13 protein-coding genes and 1 pseudogene are annotated in these 16,369 nt (G+C 61.0%); 12 read left to right on the top strand and 2 right to left on the bottom strand.

The window, feature by feature from the left end:
- Positions 1 to 165: 165 nt before the first annotated feature.
- The 7 genes from L4923_RS12550 to L4923_RS12520 all read left to right on the top strand — a co-directional run bounded on the left by L4923_RS12550 (position 166) and on the right by L4923_RS12520 (position 10,212).
- Positions 166 to 777, top strand: a complete 612-nt coding sequence (locus tag L4923_RS12550) for a recombinase family protein (protein ID WP_275448393.1) — start codon at positions 166 to 168, stop codon at positions 775 to 777.
- Complete coding sequence (locus tag L4923_RS12545) at positions 774 to 2,564, top strand: HsdM family class I SAM-dependent methyltransferase (RefSeq protein ID WP_239365404.1); 1,791 nt, start codon at positions 774 to 776, stop codon at positions 2,562 to 2,564. The genes L4923_RS12550 and L4923_RS12545 overlap by 4 nt, the downstream gene beginning before the upstream one ends.
- Entirely contained in the window at positions 2,561 to 3,625 is a 1,065-nt protein-coding gene (locus tag L4923_RS12540) for a BsuBI/PstI family type II restriction endonuclease (protein ID WP_239365402.1), read from the top strand. Before L4923_RS12545 ends, L4923_RS12540 begins: the two co-directional genes overlap by 4 nt.
- A gap of 102 nt (positions 3,626 to 3,727) precedes the next feature.
- Positions 3,728 to 5,638, top strand: a complete 1,911-nt coding sequence (locus L4923_RS12535; protein WP_239365399.1) for an ATP-dependent nuclease — start codon at positions 3,728 to 3,730, stop codon at positions 5,636 to 5,638.
- Complete coding sequence (locus L4923_RS12530) at positions 5,638 to 7,551, top strand: ATP-dependent helicase (RefSeq protein ID WP_239365396.1); 1,914 nt, start codon at positions 5,638 to 5,640, stop codon at positions 7,549 to 7,551. Before L4923_RS12535 ends, L4923_RS12530 begins: the two co-directional genes overlap by 1 nt.
- A 136-nt stretch (positions 7,552 to 7,687) precedes the next feature.
- Complete coding sequence (locus L4923_RS12525; protein WP_239365393.1) at positions 7,688 to 9,355, top strand: AAA family ATPase; 1,668 nt, start codon at positions 7,688 to 7,690, stop codon at positions 9,353 to 9,355.
- Entirely contained in the window at positions 9,352 to 10,212 is an 861-nt protein-coding gene (locus L4923_RS12520; protein ID WP_239365390.1) for an HNH endonuclease, read from the top strand. Before L4923_RS12525 ends, L4923_RS12520 begins: the two co-directional genes overlap by 4 nt.
- A gap of 283 nt (positions 10,213 to 10,495) precedes the next feature.
- Here L4923_RS12520 and L4923_RS12515 read toward each other — a convergent pair whose 3' ends face one another.
- Positions 10,496 to 11,092, bottom strand: a complete 597-nt coding sequence (locus L4923_RS12515) for a competence protein CoiA (protein ID WP_239365387.1) — start codon at positions 11,090 to 11,092, stop codon at positions 10,496 to 10,498.
- 510 nt (positions 11,093 to 11,602) lie between these two features.
- On the opposite strand from L4923_RS12515, the gene L4923_RS12510 reads away from it, so the two are divergent.
- Positions 11,603 to 13,747 carry a ParB/RepB/Spo0J family partition protein gene (locus L4923_RS12510; protein ID WP_239365385.1) on the top strand — a complete coding sequence of 715 codons (2,145 nt, stop codon included), beginning with the start codon at positions 11,603 to 11,605 and terminating at the stop codon, positions 13,745 to 13,747.
- A gap of 54 nt (positions 13,748 to 13,801) precedes the next feature.
- Here L4923_RS12510 and L4923_RS12505 read toward each other — a convergent pair whose 3' ends face one another.
- The gene (locus L4923_RS12505) at positions 13,802 to 14,029 is read right to left on the bottom strand and encodes a hypothetical protein (protein WP_239365383.1); all 228 of its coding nucleotides are present in this window, start codon (positions 14,027 to 14,029) and stop codon (positions 13,802 to 13,804) included.
- A gap of 446 nt (positions 14,030 to 14,475) precedes the next feature.
- Here L4923_RS12505 and L4923_RS12500 point away from each other — a divergent pair, with 446 nt between their 5' ends.
- The 4 genes and pseudogenes from L4923_RS12500 to L4923_RS12485 all read left to right on the top strand — a co-directional run.
- Entirely contained in the window at positions 14,476 to 14,640 is a 165-nt protein-coding gene (locus L4923_RS12500; RefSeq protein ID WP_239365382.1) for a hypothetical protein, read from the top strand.
- Positions 14,641 to 14,837: 197 nt separating this feature from the next.
- Entirely contained in the window at positions 14,838 to 15,443 is a 606-nt protein-coding gene (locus tag L4923_RS12495) for a hypothetical protein (RefSeq protein WP_239365381.1), read from the top strand.
- Position 15,444: 1 nt separating this feature from the next.
- Positions 15,445 to 15,861, top strand: a complete 417-nt coding sequence (locus L4923_RS12490) for a hypothetical protein (RefSeq protein WP_239365380.1) — start codon at positions 15,445 to 15,447, stop codon at positions 15,859 to 15,861.
- Positions 15,854 to 16,141, top strand: a pseudogene (locus tag L4923_RS12485) (antitoxin of toxin-antitoxin stability system); the annotation flags it as partial. The gene L4923_RS12490 and the pseudogene L4923_RS12485, both read left to right, overlap by 8 nt.
- Between the last annotated feature and the right edge of the window lie 228 nt (positions 16,142 to 16,369).

Raw genomic sequence — 16,369 nt, 5'->3', positions numbered from 1 at the left:
ACACATAATTGAGGGCCTGCCTGAGCTGCTCCATGACGAAAGCAGCCAAACTCTGCCGTCGATTTATTCTAATGTTCATGTTATGTTCTAATATAAGTTGCCAAACGGCAACACCGTCCCGAAAAGGGCTGATTTTGGGACCGTTTGCAGGAAGGATTGAATCAGATGCTTGCGTGTCCCGAAACTCTGTCCCAAAACAAGCCCATGAAGATAGGATATGCGCGAGCGTCGACCAACGACGAGGACCTGAATCAGCAGCGCCGCGCCTTGCGCCTCGCTGGCTGCAAGAAGATTTTCGACGATCAGATCTCCAGGATATCGACCAAGCGCCCGGGCCTCGACGAGGCGCTGGAAGAGTGCGGCCCAAACGATATACTCGTAGTCTGGAAGCTTGACCGCCTCGGCCGCTCCCTTTCTCACCTCATTACCATTGTTCAGGAGCTCGGGGGCAAGGGCTGTGGCTTCCAATCCCTCTCCGAGGGTATTGACACGACGACCGCGGGCGGTCGTTTTGTGTTTCACCTCATGGGCTCCCTCGCCGAAGCTGAGCGGGCACTGATCGCCGAGCGCACCAAAGCTGGACTGGCCGCGGCGCGCATGCGCGGGGTTCGTATCGGGCGCAGGAAGGCGATGAATGCTGAGCAGCTGAGGCGCGCTCGCGCATTGCTGGAGGCCGGCGAGCGCCCTGCGGATATCGCGCGCATGCTGCAGGTCGGACGATCAACGCTCTATCGTGCTCTCGACGTTCAACATGCCCGGGGAGGCCAAGCAGCATGAACGTGGCCGTGTCGAAATCGAATACGCGCACCAAGCCTGAGGCTTCGGACTTAGAGCCGGTCCGCATTGAATTGGCCCGTGCCCGGGTCATGGCGCGCGCATGGTCTGAAACAATCCCCGAACCACGTCGTACCGACCACGCCGCGCGATTCGCGCGAGCCGCCCTGGAGATATTCGCCGCCGAAGTCGCGCCAGGGGTAAACTTACGTCCGCCTTTTGTGATCGCGAGAGGCAAGCTGGACGCCACGGCGCAGCAACTGGCCGACTCCATGGGCCGCCTTGCGGCAGCCCTGCCTATAACAGAGGGCTGCAATGCTCTCACAAGCCTCTACACGACGCTGCTGCCCGGCAAAGAGCGCAGTTCCCTTGGCGCGTTCTACACGCCTGCCGCATTGACCCGGCGCCTCCTCGACCTGGCGACCGAGGGCGGCGTTGACTGGAAGACGGCTCGGGTACTCGATCCCGCCAGCGGCGGTGGCGCTTTCCTTCTGGAAGCGGCAGCCAGGATGCGCACCAGCCTGGCAGGCAGTGAGCCCGCCTTTATCCTCGCCCAACTCGGCAACCGGCTTTCCGGGATGGAATTGGACCCGCACGCAGCTTCTCTTTCTCAAGCGGCTTTGGAGATCGCCTTTGCCGATCTCGCACGCGCCAGCGGCCGCGAGGTGCCGGTATTCGTCAAGGTCTGCGACACGCTCGAAGAGCAACCACAAGAGATCTACGATCTCGTCGTCGGCAATCCGCCCTATGGTCGGGTACGGCTGACGGCGGCGCAGCGCATTCGCTATGCCCGTAGCCTTTACGGCCATGCCAATCTTTATGGCGTGTTTACGGATATCGCGCTGCGATGGACACGCCCAGGCGGTGTCATCGCCTATCTCACGCCGACAAGCGTGTTGGGCGGGCAATATTACGCAGCGCTCCGGCATTTACTCGCCGAGGAAGCTCCGCCCGTCGCCATCGACTTCGTCCATGCGCGCAAGGGCGTCTTTGAAGACGTGCTCCAGGAAACACTCCTCGCCCTCTATCAGAAGGGCGGCGACCGCACCCGTTTTCAAGTTCATTATCTCAACGTCGATAGCGAGCGGCAGGCGCGGCTTACTAAGAACGGCAAGGTGGGCCTACCGGCCGACGCGACTGCGCCTTGGCTCGCGCCGCGGGAGCCGGCGCACGTGCCGCTGATAGCCGCGGCTGAAGACCTTCCATCTCGGCTGGCCGATTGGGGTTATGAAGTATCGACCGGCCCGCTCGTATGGAATCGCTTCAAGCCACAGATGCGCGCGAGAGCCGGTCGAGGCCTTCATCCCCTCATTTGGGCGGAAGCCGTGACCGCGGACGGCCGTTTCGTGTTCCGCGCCGATAAGAAGAATCACGCTCCCTTCTTCAAGCCGGAAAAGGGCGATGAGTGGCTGATTGTCGACCGGAGCTGTGTGTTGGTCCAGCGCACCACCGCCAAGGAACAGCTGCGCCGCCTCATCGCGGCCGAGCTGTCACAGGAATTTATCGAGACGCATGGCGGCGTTGTCGTCGAGAACCACCTCAATATGGTGCGCGCGATGGGCGCGCCGAAGGTCTCGCCGGCCGCCGTCGCTGCGGTGCTGAATAGCGAGACGATTGATCAGGTGTTCCGCTGCATCAGCGGCAGCGTCGCCGTTTCCGCCTTCGAGTTGGAAGCAATCCCTCTGCCCCCGGCTTCCGCCATGGCCCCGATCGAGCAATTAGTCCAGCGGGGCGCGACGCGAGCCGCAATAGAGAAGGCCCTGCGCGGCGCCTATGGACTTAAGGCATGAGCCTCCCGTCGCTTCTGCCTTGGAACGAAATCCATGCCCGGCTACCCGTGATTTTTCCGGAGGGATCGGCCAACCGCGATCGCTCGATTTGGGAGATTTCGGCGAAGACCATCTTCGTTATGATTTACGCCGGTGCTGTAGAAGGAACGGACAGCTGGATACGTCCGGATCAGGTCACTCGCATGACCGACCAACAGGCCGGCCAGACCGGCGACGACGCGCGGCTGGAGTGGGCGAAGGCGTCGATCCGGCCGAGCAAGGCCGACGTCCCGGGCCGCTGGTACGCAGTAAACACGCGGGAATCGATCCGCGACGACACGATCCGATATGCGTTGATCCAGAATGGCGCCGTCATTGAGCGGCCTGGCCTGTCAACGACATCGCCGGCGGGGCGATACGCGTTGCAGGCCGACTTCGCGGCCCTGCTGACACCCGATCTTGACGAGGCGACATTCATCGCAAAGGCGGCCGCCTGGCGGGCAAAGCACCTTAATGCAGGCGCGCTTGCCCGCATCGCCATCGTTCGCAAGGGCGCGGCCGGCGGTGGCGAATATGAGCTCGTTACTTTTCCGAACGGCGAAACCCGCCGGATGACGACTGGCCCCAGCGCAGACATCTCAAAGGCCGTTATCGAGGTCTTCGCGTCGAAGTTCCTCAAAAAACCCGGCGTAATCGCCTTGAGCGAGAGCGGCAACAAGGTTGTCGCGCGGGATGACGAGCTGGCTAAGGCAATCGGCCTAGCGATCCCGGCCGACAAGAGTCTGCCAGACATAGTTCTTGTTGACCTTGGTCCTGCCCATCCCCTGCTTGTCTTCGTTGAGGTGGTGCACACCGATGGACCGGTGAACGAGGCACGTAAGGCCGCCCTGCTCCAGATTTCGGAGGGTGCCGGTTTTCCATCCGAGCACGTTGCCTTCGTGACCGCTTATCTTGATCGCGCTGGCCAGCCCTTCCGCAAGACGGTCAGTAGCCTCGCCTGGGGCAGCTACGCGTGGTTTGCATCTGAGCCGGACAACCTCATCGTCTTCAGCGGCAAGCCGCTTGCGATCGAGGGCAGCTGAATCTCTCGGCCGGCTGCGTTGGGCAGATCCCGTGTTTCTTGCTGCTAGAGATGAAACCGATAGAAATTGGAGATCAGCTAATCGACCTCCGGGGGGAGCATAGTGAAAATAAGCCAGGTCCGAATTGAAAACTTTCGATGTGTTCAAGCCCTTGACGTGGACCTAGAAGACACGACGGTTTTTATCGGCGCCAACAACACCGGAAAGACTGCGATACTTGAAGCCGTCCGGATCGCCCTATCCCGGCGCTGGGGACGGCGCGGCACGGGGTTCACCGAGCACGACGTTCATTCGCCCGGCGAGACGCACGATCCCAAGACGGCGCCCCCGGTTCGTGTGCTTCTCCGTCTGGAAGAAAAGGCGCCCGAACCTTGGGATGCCGACATGGTCGCGGCCCTGGATGATCTGGTCGTCTTGAGTGATGCTGGCCGCAACTTGATTTCGCTGCGCGTAACTTGCGAATGGAACCAGGAGTCTGAGGCTTTCGAGCCAGCCTGGGAATTCCTTGACGCCGCCGGCCAGCCCCTCACGCAAAAATCCCAACGCGCCACGAACCTGTCGGGCTTCTTCGCTTACGCTCCTTTGTTCTACTTGGCTGCCCTCCGTGACGCCGCCGACGAGTTTGGACCTCGGTCCGCGCTGTGGGGACGGCTGCTCAAGTCCATTCGAATACCGGCCGCCATCGAAGCTGACGTGCAGACGACCCTCGACGGTCTCGATACCAAGCTACTCGCTGCCGACCCCCGACTTGCTGATATCGCGAAGATAATCAGCCAGGCAGCCAAAATAGCCGTTGGTCAGAGCGAAGGCGACGCAAGGCTACGAATGCTGCCGATGAACACCTGGGACCTGATCTCTCGTGCTGCGGTAGTGCTGAAGAACGAAGAACTCCGCCCCTGGCTTCCTCTTGATCACCATGGTCAGGGTCTTCAGAGTCTGTCGGTCATTTTCCTGTTCCAAGCTGCGGCGTTTCAGCAACTCGAAGAAGAACAGCCTGGCACCGAACCTATCTTTCTCCTGGAAGAGCCGGAAGCGCATCTTCATCCGCAAGCCGCGCGGACTCTGTGGGAGCGGGTCAGCGAGCTGCCTGGACAGAAGCTCGTCACGACCCATTCGCCCTACTTCGTTCAGAACGTGCCCTTGCACAATCTTCGCCTCGTCCGTTTGCAAGATGGACGAACCGAACTCGCCTTCATGCCTCGATCGGTTGCCTCCGATTTGCCATGGAACGACGGCGTTACACAGTTCGCCGCTCACCAAGGCACGATGCTCGTCAAAAACCCTGCCACAGGAAGGATTGACGCTACCGCATGGTTCGATCCTACGATTGCTGAGAAACTGGCTGGTTGCTTCAAAGCGAATGGCGACCAAGCGGTAATTGCTGGGGCGATTTCAGACCTGCGCCACCGCTCGCGCGGCCTTGTGACGCCGCAAGAGGAGCACGAACTTTCTTTCCTTGGTCGTCGCGTCCGGGGCGAGATTTTCTTCGCGCGCCGTTGGGTCCTCGTTGAAGGGCAATCCGAGTACGTATTGTTGCACGCGATCGGCCGAGCCTTGGGCTACCCCCTTGATCGTCACGGCGTCGCAGTCATCGACTTTCAAAACAACGGAGACGCCGCGATCTATCCGGCGCTTGCGACATCGTTCGCGATTCCGTGGTGGATGATTACGGACGGAGATGGTGAAGCCGTAAAATTTCGCGCGCAGCTCATTAAGCGCGGCTTTGTGGAAGCCGACCTCGACGGGCGTGTCTCAACGCTTCCACCCCCACACGACCTGGAGAGCCAACTGATCGCTGACGGTCACGAGGAACGGCTGCGCACGATTCTGGCTGACGCTACGACTAACTCTGCGCTCACATGTCCCCAGGACGAATTTCTAAAGCGATTGAAGAATGAGAAGATCGCCTGCGTGAGCCGCTTGGGGCTTCAAGTCGAGACCGACGCCGACCTAGCATTAAAAATGCCGAAACCATTCGTGGACCTCGTTCAATCTCTGAAAGGAGGTGCCTAATGACCCCCGAGCTCGAAGCAATCCTTGCAAGCCTCAGTCCCATTCAGAAAGAGGCCGCGGTTTGGGGAGATGGTTCGGTGCTCGTGCTTGCCGGACCTGGATCTGGGAAGACCCGCGTCCTTACCTCCAGGATTGCCAAAATTCTTGATGACAGCCGTGGCAAGAACTTCCGCATTCTCGCGCTGACCTTCACGACCAAAGCGGCAGCGGAAATGCGAGAACGCGTTGAGCTACTCGTGCCCGGGTTGACCGAGCGTGCCTTCATGGGAACCTTCCATGCATTCTGCACGCAAATGCTTCGCCAACACGGCTCACACCTCGGAATGTCTCCCGACTTCGCGATCTTTGATCAGGATGCGGATCGGGAGGCGCTGCTCAGCGACGCCCTTGCCGTCGCAGCAAAGACCGAAGCAGTCGACCCAGATGATGTTCGCTGGCTCAAAACGATCGATCAGTTGAAATCTCGCCTTGTCGTGCCAGAAAAAGCAGCGTCTCAGTTTCGAGACACGCGAAGCGGCGAAGCCATCGCGCGCGTCTATCAAATTTATGAGCAAGCCCTGGGTGAGCACAATTCGATCGATTTTAACGGTCTGATCCTTGGCGCATGTCGACTTCTGCGAGACGTTCCCGGGGTGGCGGAACGGACGAGACGAACATACCCCTACTGGCTGATCGATGAGTTCCAAGACACAACACCAGCACAGTATCGCCTCATCCAGCTCGCCGCTGGTGACGGGTTCAAGAACCTTTTCGCCGTGGCGGACGATGATCAGATCATCTACCAGTGGGCGGGAGCAAGCTATCGGCAAATAGAAAAGATGCGTGCCGATTTCCGTCCCGAGCTGATTCAGCTTGTTGAGAACCATCGGTGCCCGCCAGAGATCGTCGGCGCAGCCAATCTTCTGGTAGCTCACAACACCTTTCGTACGCCGGGAAAGAAACCCCTGGTGGCAGCTAAAGCTGCGATGTCGGAATCGATCAGTCTGCGCCTATTCGAGTCCGACAGTGCGGAAAGCGAGGGTTTGGCGACCGAGATATCCGAAACTGAGCCGTCGAGATGGGGGAAAACCGCTGTCCTCGCTCGAACCCGCTCGCTCCTCGTCCCCATTCAGCAGGCTTTGCAGTCGAAGGGTGTCAAGGCAGTAATCGCGCAACGGCGAGACCGTTTCATTTCCCCGCAATTTACTTGGCTGCAGGCCTGCCTCGACCAGGCCCTGCGACCGACGGACATCCGTGTATTTAAGGTGCTTGTGGACGCGGCCAACCGCGTCGCCGGGCAGGATTTAGACCCTGCGATCCTAGCCGCCGAGGCAGAGGCAGCAGGACTATCGAATTTCGAACATTGGGGAAAAACCAGCGTCGCGATGGGCAATACGATTGGCGCGAAGCTCGGTGCCTTCGCTGTTCGTCTGGCACAATCCCGTACAGCGTGGCGGCCGGTCGTTAGAGAAGCGATCCCCGTGCTCGTCGATTCAGCGACCAGCGCGGAGGGCGTCGTGAGCGACGCGGCAGACGATAAGGCTGCGTGGGACATATGCGTGAAGGAGATCCGGGCTGAAAAGGGTGCCGACATTGATCTGGACGAGCTGATTCAAGGACTGGCGCTGCGCTCCAAAGAACCACCGCGTGATCCCTCGACCGTTACCCTCCTGACGGTTCATGCCTCGAAGGGACTGGAATTCGATATCGTCTATGTTGCGGGACTCGCCGAATCCATCATGCCGTCGTGGCAGAGCGTCAACAAAGGTGGCGAGTCCCCAGAAATGGAAGAAGAACGGCGCAATTGTTTCGTTGCAATAACACGGACTCGGGAGCGCCTAATTTTGTCCCGAGCAGCAAACTATCGCGGTTGGTCGAAAGGCCCCTCCCGCTTCCTTTCGGAAATGGGCTTTTCTGGAGAAACTGAACCTTGATTATAGGACAGCTTTGCTCCCCCTCCACATCACGGAGCCGGGCTACGCGGGCATCCAAAGCTTATCGATGCCGTGATGCGTCGGTTCGCTCGCCGACAAAGAACAATAACCAATCCGACCGCGAGGGGCTCAGGCGATGGTCATCAATGTTTTCCCACCGAAGAGAGGGTCACTCGAACAACTCGGATCGACATTCGCGCTCCAGCAGGACAATTGGAACGATTACAGCTTCCAGACGCTCTACCACCTCTATTATCAGCCGGAAGGCTCCACACCTGCGACCTTGATCGGGCCTGTCAAAATACTACGACGTGGACAGGCCGCCTCAGATACGATTCAGATCAAACAGCCATTCGAGCAGCTGTCGCCCGACTTTTGTTCGGTGGGAAACTCGCTCGATTATTACCAACGCCTCAGCGAAATTCCCCGGTCGGACCGAGACACCATCGTCACAGCGCTCCGCGATGTGGTCGCGGCGCCAGGACTGCGAAATGAGTTCAACCAAGAAGAGGGTTGGCGCGTGTCCCTGTTTCGCGAGAACAGCGACCACGACGGCTTCCTTGCTGATGCGACTGCCATCTTCTCCAACAGCTACGCTGCCCTCGCCGACCTCTCCGGTTCGCTCATCTTTCGGCCTGCCGGTTGGACCTCCCCCCTGATCCTGAACTTCGATGCTCCAGAGCCACTGTTCTACATGGGTCCGCGACGGCCCATTGGTCCGAGCGGAACGCGTGTCATCCTGCCGCGACGCATCATCGTCGTCATCGGAAGAAACGGCTCTGGGAAAAGCACTCTGCTTTCGCGGATTGCGCGCGTCGCTTTCGCCTCACCCTCCGAGCGAACATTGGATGCCGTCCGAGCGATCGGTGAGTTTGAGCCGGCCTCGATCGGATTCATGCGCATCATCGCCATCTCCTACAGCGCATTCGACAATTTCATCCTCCCCGGCGTGTTCGATTCCGATCTTCGGCAGATCGCCGCCGATGTGGAGAAAGGGAGCGGGCGCTATGTCTACGCCGGCCTTCGAGATGTCGTTCGCGAAGCTCGAGACGATGCCGACGCTGTCGACGCGAAGGCTGCGCCGATGGAGGATCGGCAAATCGTCTCGATTGAGGACCGCCGCACCACGACGAAGCTCAAGTCCCTCGACCAGCTTGCGGACGAGTTTACCCGACTCGTGGAGCAGATCGACCGGCAGGGAGACGGACCTCTGCTCGATGCCGCGCTTGCGCCACTGCTCGCCGACCAGTCTTTCATCGATCTGGACGGATCAACGCGCGTCGACCTCTTCGGTGACAATCCACGCCAAGCCTTCATGGGGTGGAGCACTGGACACAAGATCGCATTGCATGTGCTCACCTCTCTCGTGGCGCATGCGACCCGAAAGGCCATCGTCCTGTTCGACGAGCCTGAATCCCACCTCCATCCGCCCCTGACCGCAGCCCTTATGAACGCCGTCCGGATAGTCCTTGAGGAAAAGAATGCCTTTGCGATTGTCGCGACGCATTCGCCAGTCGTCCTCCAGGAGACACTCGCCCGTCACGTCAGAGTTGTCGCGAGGATTGGCGATCATTTCGAGATCAGTGCCCCAAAGATGGAAACATTCGGCGAGAATGTCGGCATCCTGACACAGGGCACATTCGGGCTGACTTCGGCCGCGACAGATTTTCATCATGTGCTCGACCTCCTCATCGAGGGTTGCGACAACCTCGATGAGATCAACCAATGCTTCTCCCCCGAACTCAGCGGCCAAGCCCTCGCCTATGTGATGGCCGGCCTCGCCCGGAAAGGAAAGAAATCGTGAGGTCGCTTCCGCGGCCGAACCGCGACGATGTACGGGCGCAATTAGAACGGGCGCTCGAAATCTATCAACGGAAGGGCGTCCAGTATGGCTATGCCGTCTCCCCGGAACAGCTCGACAGCCTGATTGCGCTCTACGATGCCTACGACGTCGCAGGAGGGTCGCCCAACGACGATCTCAAAGGCCCACTGTTCGCTGAGGACCTAAACGCGGCCATCCATGCCAGTTACCGCTTCACTCAAGCTGGAGGGAAACTCGAACCGATCCGCGTGATTCTGATGCGCGATGTCGAGCACTGCCCCATTTGCGGCATTACAGGCCCGCGGGAACTCGACCATTACCTACCGCAGTCGGCTTACCGGCCGCTCGCCATCTACGTCCGTAATCTCGTTCCTCTCTGCCACGACTGCAATCAATCGAAGAGCACGCAAGAGGCCGGTCAGCCGGAAAACCAGTTCGTTCACCCCTATTTCGAGGAACTTCCTGACGTTCAATTTCTTCGTGCAACCGTGACCCTCGGGAACGGCGCGTTGACCATCGACTACGACATCGATCCTGGAGCGGACTTGCCCGACATTTTGAGAGCAAGGCTGTCATTCCAGCTTGAACGGCTGAAGTTGAACCAGCGGTACCAACGAGAGATCAATACCTATCTGACCAGCCATGCAGTCATGCTTGCGACGACATTCGAGGCGGGGGCTGGAGAAAGCGTCAGTACCTTCCTCAACCGACAGGCCAATGTTGAACGACGGGCCTTCCATCGCAATCACTGGCGGCCGGTCCTGCTTAGCGCGCTCGCCGACCACCAGGGCTTTTGCAATGGTGGCTTTCAAGACGTGCTTCCGAGTGAACAGGATTGATGTAACCGGTCCGAGTCAATCTCTGCCCTCTCGCACCGTGACAACATCGGCCGCCCCCTTTCGCCAACGGACGAAGCAGATCCTTCTCGGGCTTGGGGAGATGTATCCAGGCGCCCCAATCCTCCGGGCGCACGATCCGTCGGTCGTGAAAGGCTCAACATCCGTCCAGGCGACGTCGTCAAGATCGAAGGCATCTGGCTAACCCAGGCGACGCTAACTTGCGGGGACATAAACCGGAAACATAACGTCAACGGTCGAGTGACGACCGTGACCCCAGCACCGATCAATCGGCCCAGTGGACGGCACGGATGAATTCATCGCGCGTAAGTCTGCACAGCGCGAACTCTCCCCGCTGAAATGGTCCGCCCAGCCGCTGGGCGACCGTTTCACTGGCAAGATAGAGAATGTGGCCGCCAAAATCGAAAAATACATGCGCGTTGGCGCGCTTCCATTTCTCGATGAATTGAACACTGCGCCCCATCCAGCGCATCACCGAGAACGTCTTCCCGTCGAGCTCGACAGGCCGCTTTGTGAAATCCATCGAGATCCCGAAATTAAATCCGAGAAACGAGTTGTCGCTGTGGATGTGAACCAGCCAGAACATCCGGTGCCCTTGCTTGTAGAAAGCCTCCCTTGAGGCTCGTTCATCCTCTGAGATGGAAGAATGCTGTAGCTCCAGCACCGTCGCCTTCGACGTGCCGGCACCGTATAAGACATCTGCTCGGTGACGTTCGCCCGTAGCGCCGTCGACCAGGCCGATCTCACGGCACGAAAGATCGAACAGCTCCTTCCAACCGAGATGCCACGGTCCTTCGGGTTCGCTCCAGGGATCGCAATCGCCGGCCTTGTGCCGCCAATGCGGGACGTTTTCGACCGGCATGACCGCGCTGAGAAGGCCACCGCAATCACGGCAGGCCGTGCGTTCACCCTTTGCCAGCGGCGCGCGCTTCTCACCATTAACCCAAGCATACAACATCAGTCAGGCCCCTCCGGCGGCCACTTCAGGCAATCGTCTCCATGCCCACCGTCAACGCATGCTGAGTTCGAGCTTCTGCATAAGCTCTCAGTATTCGGCGCAAAGAATGCGTCGTTCGTAGTCTTTGCACATCTTCCCGATCCAGTTTCGTAAAAACCCGATCATACGGTTTCACGTCTTTACTGAAAACTGGCCCTGGAGGGGAAAGCCTTCCCCTGCGCCCGAGCCTTGCGTCTCGTTCGACCCCTTCTGCGGGGCTGGCCGCCCCGCAACGCCCCGCCGATCGGGCGAGACCGCCCCGTGATATTCGGAATCGTATGTGCGGCAAGATCGAAAGTGAGAGGGAGGATGGGATTTTTGTGACGGGTTCGGGTCGAGAGAGAGGCTCTCGGCGCCCGTCGCGGAGAAACCGACATGGCCAAGGCTGCCAAGAAGATCACCCTCTCGCGCTCGCGCGACATTCCCTTCAACAAGCTGGTCCTATCGGAGGCGAACGTCCGGCGCACCGAGGCGAACCTCGCCATCGAAGAACTCGCCCAGGACATCGATCGCCGCGAGGACCTCGTGCAGGGCCTCAACGTCCGGCCTGTCCTCGATGCCGATGGCAATGAGACTGGAATGTTCGAAATTCCCGCCGGCGGCCGCCGCTACCGGGCGCTCGAGCGGCTGGTGAAGGCGAAGCGCTTCCCCAAGGACGGTCTCGTCCCGTGCATCGTGCGCGATCCCACCACCAAGATTCTCGCCGAGGACGACAGCCTGGCCGAGAACACCCAGCGTTTGCCGCTCCTGCCTTTGGATCAGTACCGCGCTTTCATGCGCCTTCGGGACAAGGGCATGACCGAGGAGGAGATCGCATCTGCTTTCTTCACCACGGTTCAGGTCGTCAAGCAGCGGCTTCGGCTGGTGTCTGTCTCGCAGGTGTTGCTCGACGTCTATGCCGCCGACGGCATGACATTGGAAATGCTGATGGCCTTCACCGTCAATCCCGATCATGCGCGGCAGGAGCAGATATGGGAGGCGATCCAGCACTCCTATAACCGCCAGCCCTGGCATATCCGCCAGTTGCTGACCGAAACGACGATCCCGGCCTCCGACAAGCGGGCCCTGTTCGTCGGTGTCGAGGCTTACAAGCAGGCCGGAGGCACCGTGCTGCGCGACCTGTTCGAGGCCGATGAGGGAGGCTGGCTCCAGGACCCCGCACTGCTCGACCGGCTCGTGTCCGAGAAGCTGAAGGCGACCGCAGACGAGATCGCCAATGAAGGCTGGAAGTGGCTGACGGTCGACGTCGATCTGCCCTATGGCTACGATCACGGCTTGCGCGCGCTTACCGGCAGCTTCGTCGACCTCACCAAGGAGGAGCGTGCCGCGCGCGAAGCGCTGCGCGAGGAGCACGAGCGGCTCGAAGTCGAATATGCCGGCACCGATGAGCTGCCCGATGAGATCGACCAGCGCCTCGGAGCGATTGAGGCCGAGCTCCAGGCCTTCGAGAAGCGCCCGGTCATCTACGATCCCGTCGAGATCGCCCGCGCGGGAGCCTTCGTCAGCATCGATCGCGACGGCGAGCTTGTCATCGATCGCGGCCATGTTCGCCCCGAGGACGAAGCGCCCGAAACCATCGAAGGAGATAAGATCGAGTCCGATGCCGACGCCGGTGGTGATCCCGAGGGCACGCAGGCCGTTCCTTCGGTCCAGCGCGCCGTCATCACCATCGGCGGTCAGCCGACCGAGCCGGAGGACGACGAGGAAGACGTCATCAAGCCTCTTCCGGAAAGGCTGGTGGCGGAACTGACTGCCCATCGCACGCTAGCGCTCCGCGATGCCGTCGGTGGCAATCCCCAGGTCGCGCTCACGGCGCTGCTGCACAAGCTGGTGCGCGACACCTTCCAGCGGGCGGGCACATCGGGCGCGAGTCTGCAGGCGTCGGTCAATCATGTCTTCTTCCGCGAACAGGGCAAGGACCTCGCCGAGAGCCCCTATGCGAAGTCGATCGCCCAGCGGCACGAGGACTGGGAGGCGGACTTGCCGGGGGACGATGACGCGCTGTGGGACTGGCTCGACGCGCTCGACGACGCCAGCCGTCTCGCGCTGCTTGCTCATTGTGTCAGCTACGGGGTCAACGCGCTCTACGAGCGGCCGAACCCATTCAGCGGCTCGGGCGTCTCGCAGCACAGCCCTGATCGGCGCATGGCCGAAGCCGACCGACTGGCGCGCGCCACCGGCCTCGACATGATCGAAGCCGGCTTCCGGCCGACGGTCGACAACTATCTTAGCCGCGTGACGAAGCTCCGGATCCTCACGGCAGTCCGCGAAGGCGCCGGCGAACGCGCGGCCTCGCTGATCGAGCATCTGAAGAAGGGCGACATGGCCAAGGAAGCCGAACGCCTGCTGGCCGATACCGGCTGGCTGCCCGAACCGCTTCGCATGATCGATCTCGGCCAGGACGCGGAACCCGCCGTCGAGGCTGGGGTGGAGGCGCTGCCTGCCTTCCTCACCGACGAGGAGGATGAAGATCACCAGGCGGACGACGACGAACGCCAGCAGCTCGTTGCTGCGGAATGATCCTCTCGCGGGGCGGCACCCGCCGCCCCGCATCCATTCAACATCGGGATGTCATCATGACCGAAGATCATACCACGCCACAGGAGCATCGTCTTTTCCTACTTCGTACCCGTTCACTTCGAGGTCGAAAACGGGATCGTCTCCGATGTCATCGTCATTGACGAGGCGCCGATCCGCGACCCCGTATTTGTAGAAGGTGAGGCAGACTATCTCGCCGACGCCGTCAATGCCGCCAACGACGGGCAATCCTGGCCGTCCTGGCGCTTCGGCTACTGACTGCATTCCGCTCCGTTTCCGCAACTCGCCCGGCCCTCGTGGTCGGGCTTTTTTGTTTGGCGGATTTGCGCGCCCCTTGCGTCGGTCATGGTTCGACCTTCAGCTTCACCTACAGCCATCATTCCTTTCCACGGCTGGAGGCATTCCGCTTCCGGCCCGAGCCGTTTATCCGATGAGACCGGCAAGGAGGTGGGGCTGGCGCGGCGACGCATCCGCAAGAGGTTTCCGGCGCGCTGTCAGATACAAAGAACCACCCCCGCTTCCATTCGCAAACCTTGGTCTGATCCGGTTCCTAATCAATCAACCCATGAAGGGTCGGCTTACGCGAGCGTGCCGCCGCGCGGATTCGGGACATGCCCGAACGCGCGCGGTGATTGCAGCCCCGGTCAGACACTTCGGACGCCTGTCGCGCGGGGGATGGTCCTCCGCCTCTCAAGACAGGAGCCGGAACCATGTCCTACGCAGATGCCACCGCCTTCGCCGCCAGCCTCGCCGCCACGCTGATGGTCTCAATCGTCGTCTTCCAGGCAGGAGACGGCACCCACGGCGCCATGGTGTCGAGCGAATTCGACGGCGACGAGGACATGGTCGAACTCGAAATCGATCCCTGGCAGTGAGGCGCAAGCGCCTCCCGCGATCGGCCCGGAGCAAGAAGCATCCGGGCCTCGATTGCGCGCCCGGTCAGCGCCACCGCATCGCAACCGAAGCCAGCTTCGGTCGATCGCTCCCGTGAAGAGCGAGAGGAAGGCCGGGATTCCATGACGGGATGAGGTGGGGGAGAGAGGCTCCCGCCGTTCGTCAAGGAACGATCCCGATGACCATTACCCCGCATGCCAGCACCATCGCTGTCGCAAAGCTCCCGTTTGACCAACTGATCCCGCATCTGCGCAGCGCAGGGAAATATCCTCTTCGCATCACTTGCATCGGCATCGCCACATTCATCGACGACGACCAGGACGCCGAGCCAATCTCATTCGACCACACCCTTCATCTCGCCCAATGCGACTCGCTCGACGGCGCCATCGCCGAGGCGGCGCGCCACATGGCGTTTGATGATCTCGGCCCGGGCGGCAATGACGCCTGGACCTTCTCGCCGCGTCTCATCGTCATACAAGACGCCGATGGTTGCCTCGCCGCCGCGGGGGAAGTCGATACGGGCGCCATACGATGGTGCGAGCCCGTCGCGTCCGACGGCGAGGCCCGCAAGATCGTCACCGAGGCCAGCCGACTGCGCGGCAGAGCCTTTGCCGAAGCTGGGCTGAACAACCGCGGTGCGGCCAGACACCTGCACTTCAGCGCCAGTGTCCTCGAAGGCCGGCTGGTGGACAGCTTCTGGCGCGCGCCCGCGCGCGCCGCACTTATTCACACACCCAACTCAAGCCCGGCCGTCGCGCCGGGCGTTTTCATTTCAGGAGCCTGACATGGCCGACTACTTCACCCATTTCTCGTGCCTTATCGATGTCGGCACGCCCGACAATGCTGCCCGCGCGCTCGATCTCTACAATCGCCTGTCGGAAGATGGCGCCTCGGAAGATCCGCCTTCCGACGGTTTCCTCCTATCGATCCAGCCAGAGCATGGCGGCACGCAGCTCTGGATGCGCGATGCCGTCACCGGCGATCCCGAACGCCTCATCCAGTTCGTCAAAGTTTGCGCGAAGGAGTTCGGGCTGACCGGCCGCTGGGGTTTTCAATACGCCAACACCTGCTCACGGCCGCGCCTCGACGGTTTCGGTGGCGGGGCGCATGTCCTCGATCTTGCCAAGGGCGAGACCGTCGCCTGGACCTATACCGATGGCTGGCTCGCGGAAATCCTCGACGGAGGCAATCCCAATGTCTGAGATCATCGAAACCACCGTTTACAGACTGCACGAGCTTTCCGACGCTGCGAAGGACAAGGCCCGCACCTGGTATCGGGAGACATCCTGCGCCGATGACTGGCACGAATTCGTCTATGAGGATTTCGTGGCGATCTGCGCGATTCTTGGCGTCCGACTGAAGACCCGTCCTGTGCGCCTCTACGGCGGCGGCACCCGCCAAAAACCGTGCATCTGGTTCCGCGGCTTCTGGAGCCAGGGCGACGGCGCATCCTTCGAGGCGTCTTATTCCTACGAGAAGCGGGGGGCCCGCCAAAAAACGGCGCCCGCCCCGCCGCCGGCCCCCAGGCCGGCCCCACCTCGAGCAAGCGCCGGCGGCGCCGCGAGACGACCACGGCCCCGGCCGCCCGGGGCCGCCGCCCCCGGTGGGGGGGGTTGTCTTTTGGCCCCCCCCCCCCCGGCTCATTGGTCATGTGGGCAACAGACAAGATCGATTACTTGGTCACCGGCGCCACGAAATTGGTGTCGAAAG

The sequence above is a fragment of the Terribium retamae genome, from assembly GCF_022347545.1.
Taxonomy (GTDB): Bacteria; Pseudomonadota; Alphaproteobacteria; order Rhizobiales; family Rhizobiaceae; genus Mesorhizobium; species Mesorhizobium retamae.
Note: the sequence above shows the minus strand (reverse complement) of the source record. Positions and strands in the feature narration are given on the sequence as shown.

Bases quoted from the DNA above. Each gene is read 5' to 3' on its own strand.
- L4923_RS12495 (WP_239365381.1), top strand. From the start codon at position 14,838: ATGACCATTACCCCGCATGCCAGCACCATCGCTGTCGCAAAGCTCCCG.
- L4923_RS12500 (WP_239365382.1), top strand. From the start codon at position 14,476: ATGTCCTACGCAGATGCCACCGCCTTCGCCGCCAGCCTCGCCGCCACG.
- L4923_RS12550 (WP_275448393.1), top strand. From the start codon at position 166: ATGCTTGCGTGTCCCGAAACTCTGTCCCAAAACAAGCCCATGAAGATA.
- L4923_RS12515 (WP_239365387.1), bottom strand. From the start codon at position 11,092: ATGCCGGTCGAAAACGTCCCGCATTGGCGGCACAAGGCCGGCGATTGC.
- L4923_RS12545 (WP_239365404.1), top strand. From the start codon at position 774: ATGAACGTGGCCGTGTCGAAATCGAATACGCGCACCAAGCCTGAGGCT.
- L4923_RS12490 (WP_239365380.1), top strand. From the start codon at position 15,445: ATGGCCGACTACTTCACCCATTTCTCGTGCCTTATCGATGTCGGCACG.
- L4923_RS12525 (WP_239365393.1), top strand. From the start codon at position 7,688: ATGGTCATCAATGTTTTCCCACCGAAGAGAGGGTCACTCGAACAACTC.
- L4923_RS12530 (WP_239365396.1), top strand. From the start codon at position 5,638: ATGACCCCCGAGCTCGAAGCAATCCTTGCAAGCCTCAGTCCCATTCAG.
- L4923_RS12540 (WP_239365402.1), top strand. From the start codon at position 2,561: ATGAGCCTCCCGTCGCTTCTGCCTTGGAACGAAATCCATGCCCGGCTA.
- L4923_RS12505 (WP_239365383.1), bottom strand. From the start codon at position 14,029: ATGCAGTCAGTAGCCGAAGCGCCAGGACGGCCAGGATTGCCCGTCGTT.
- L4923_RS12510 (WP_239365385.1), top strand. From the start codon at position 11,603: ATGGCCAAGGCTGCCAAGAAGATCACCCTCTCGCGCTCGCGCGACATT.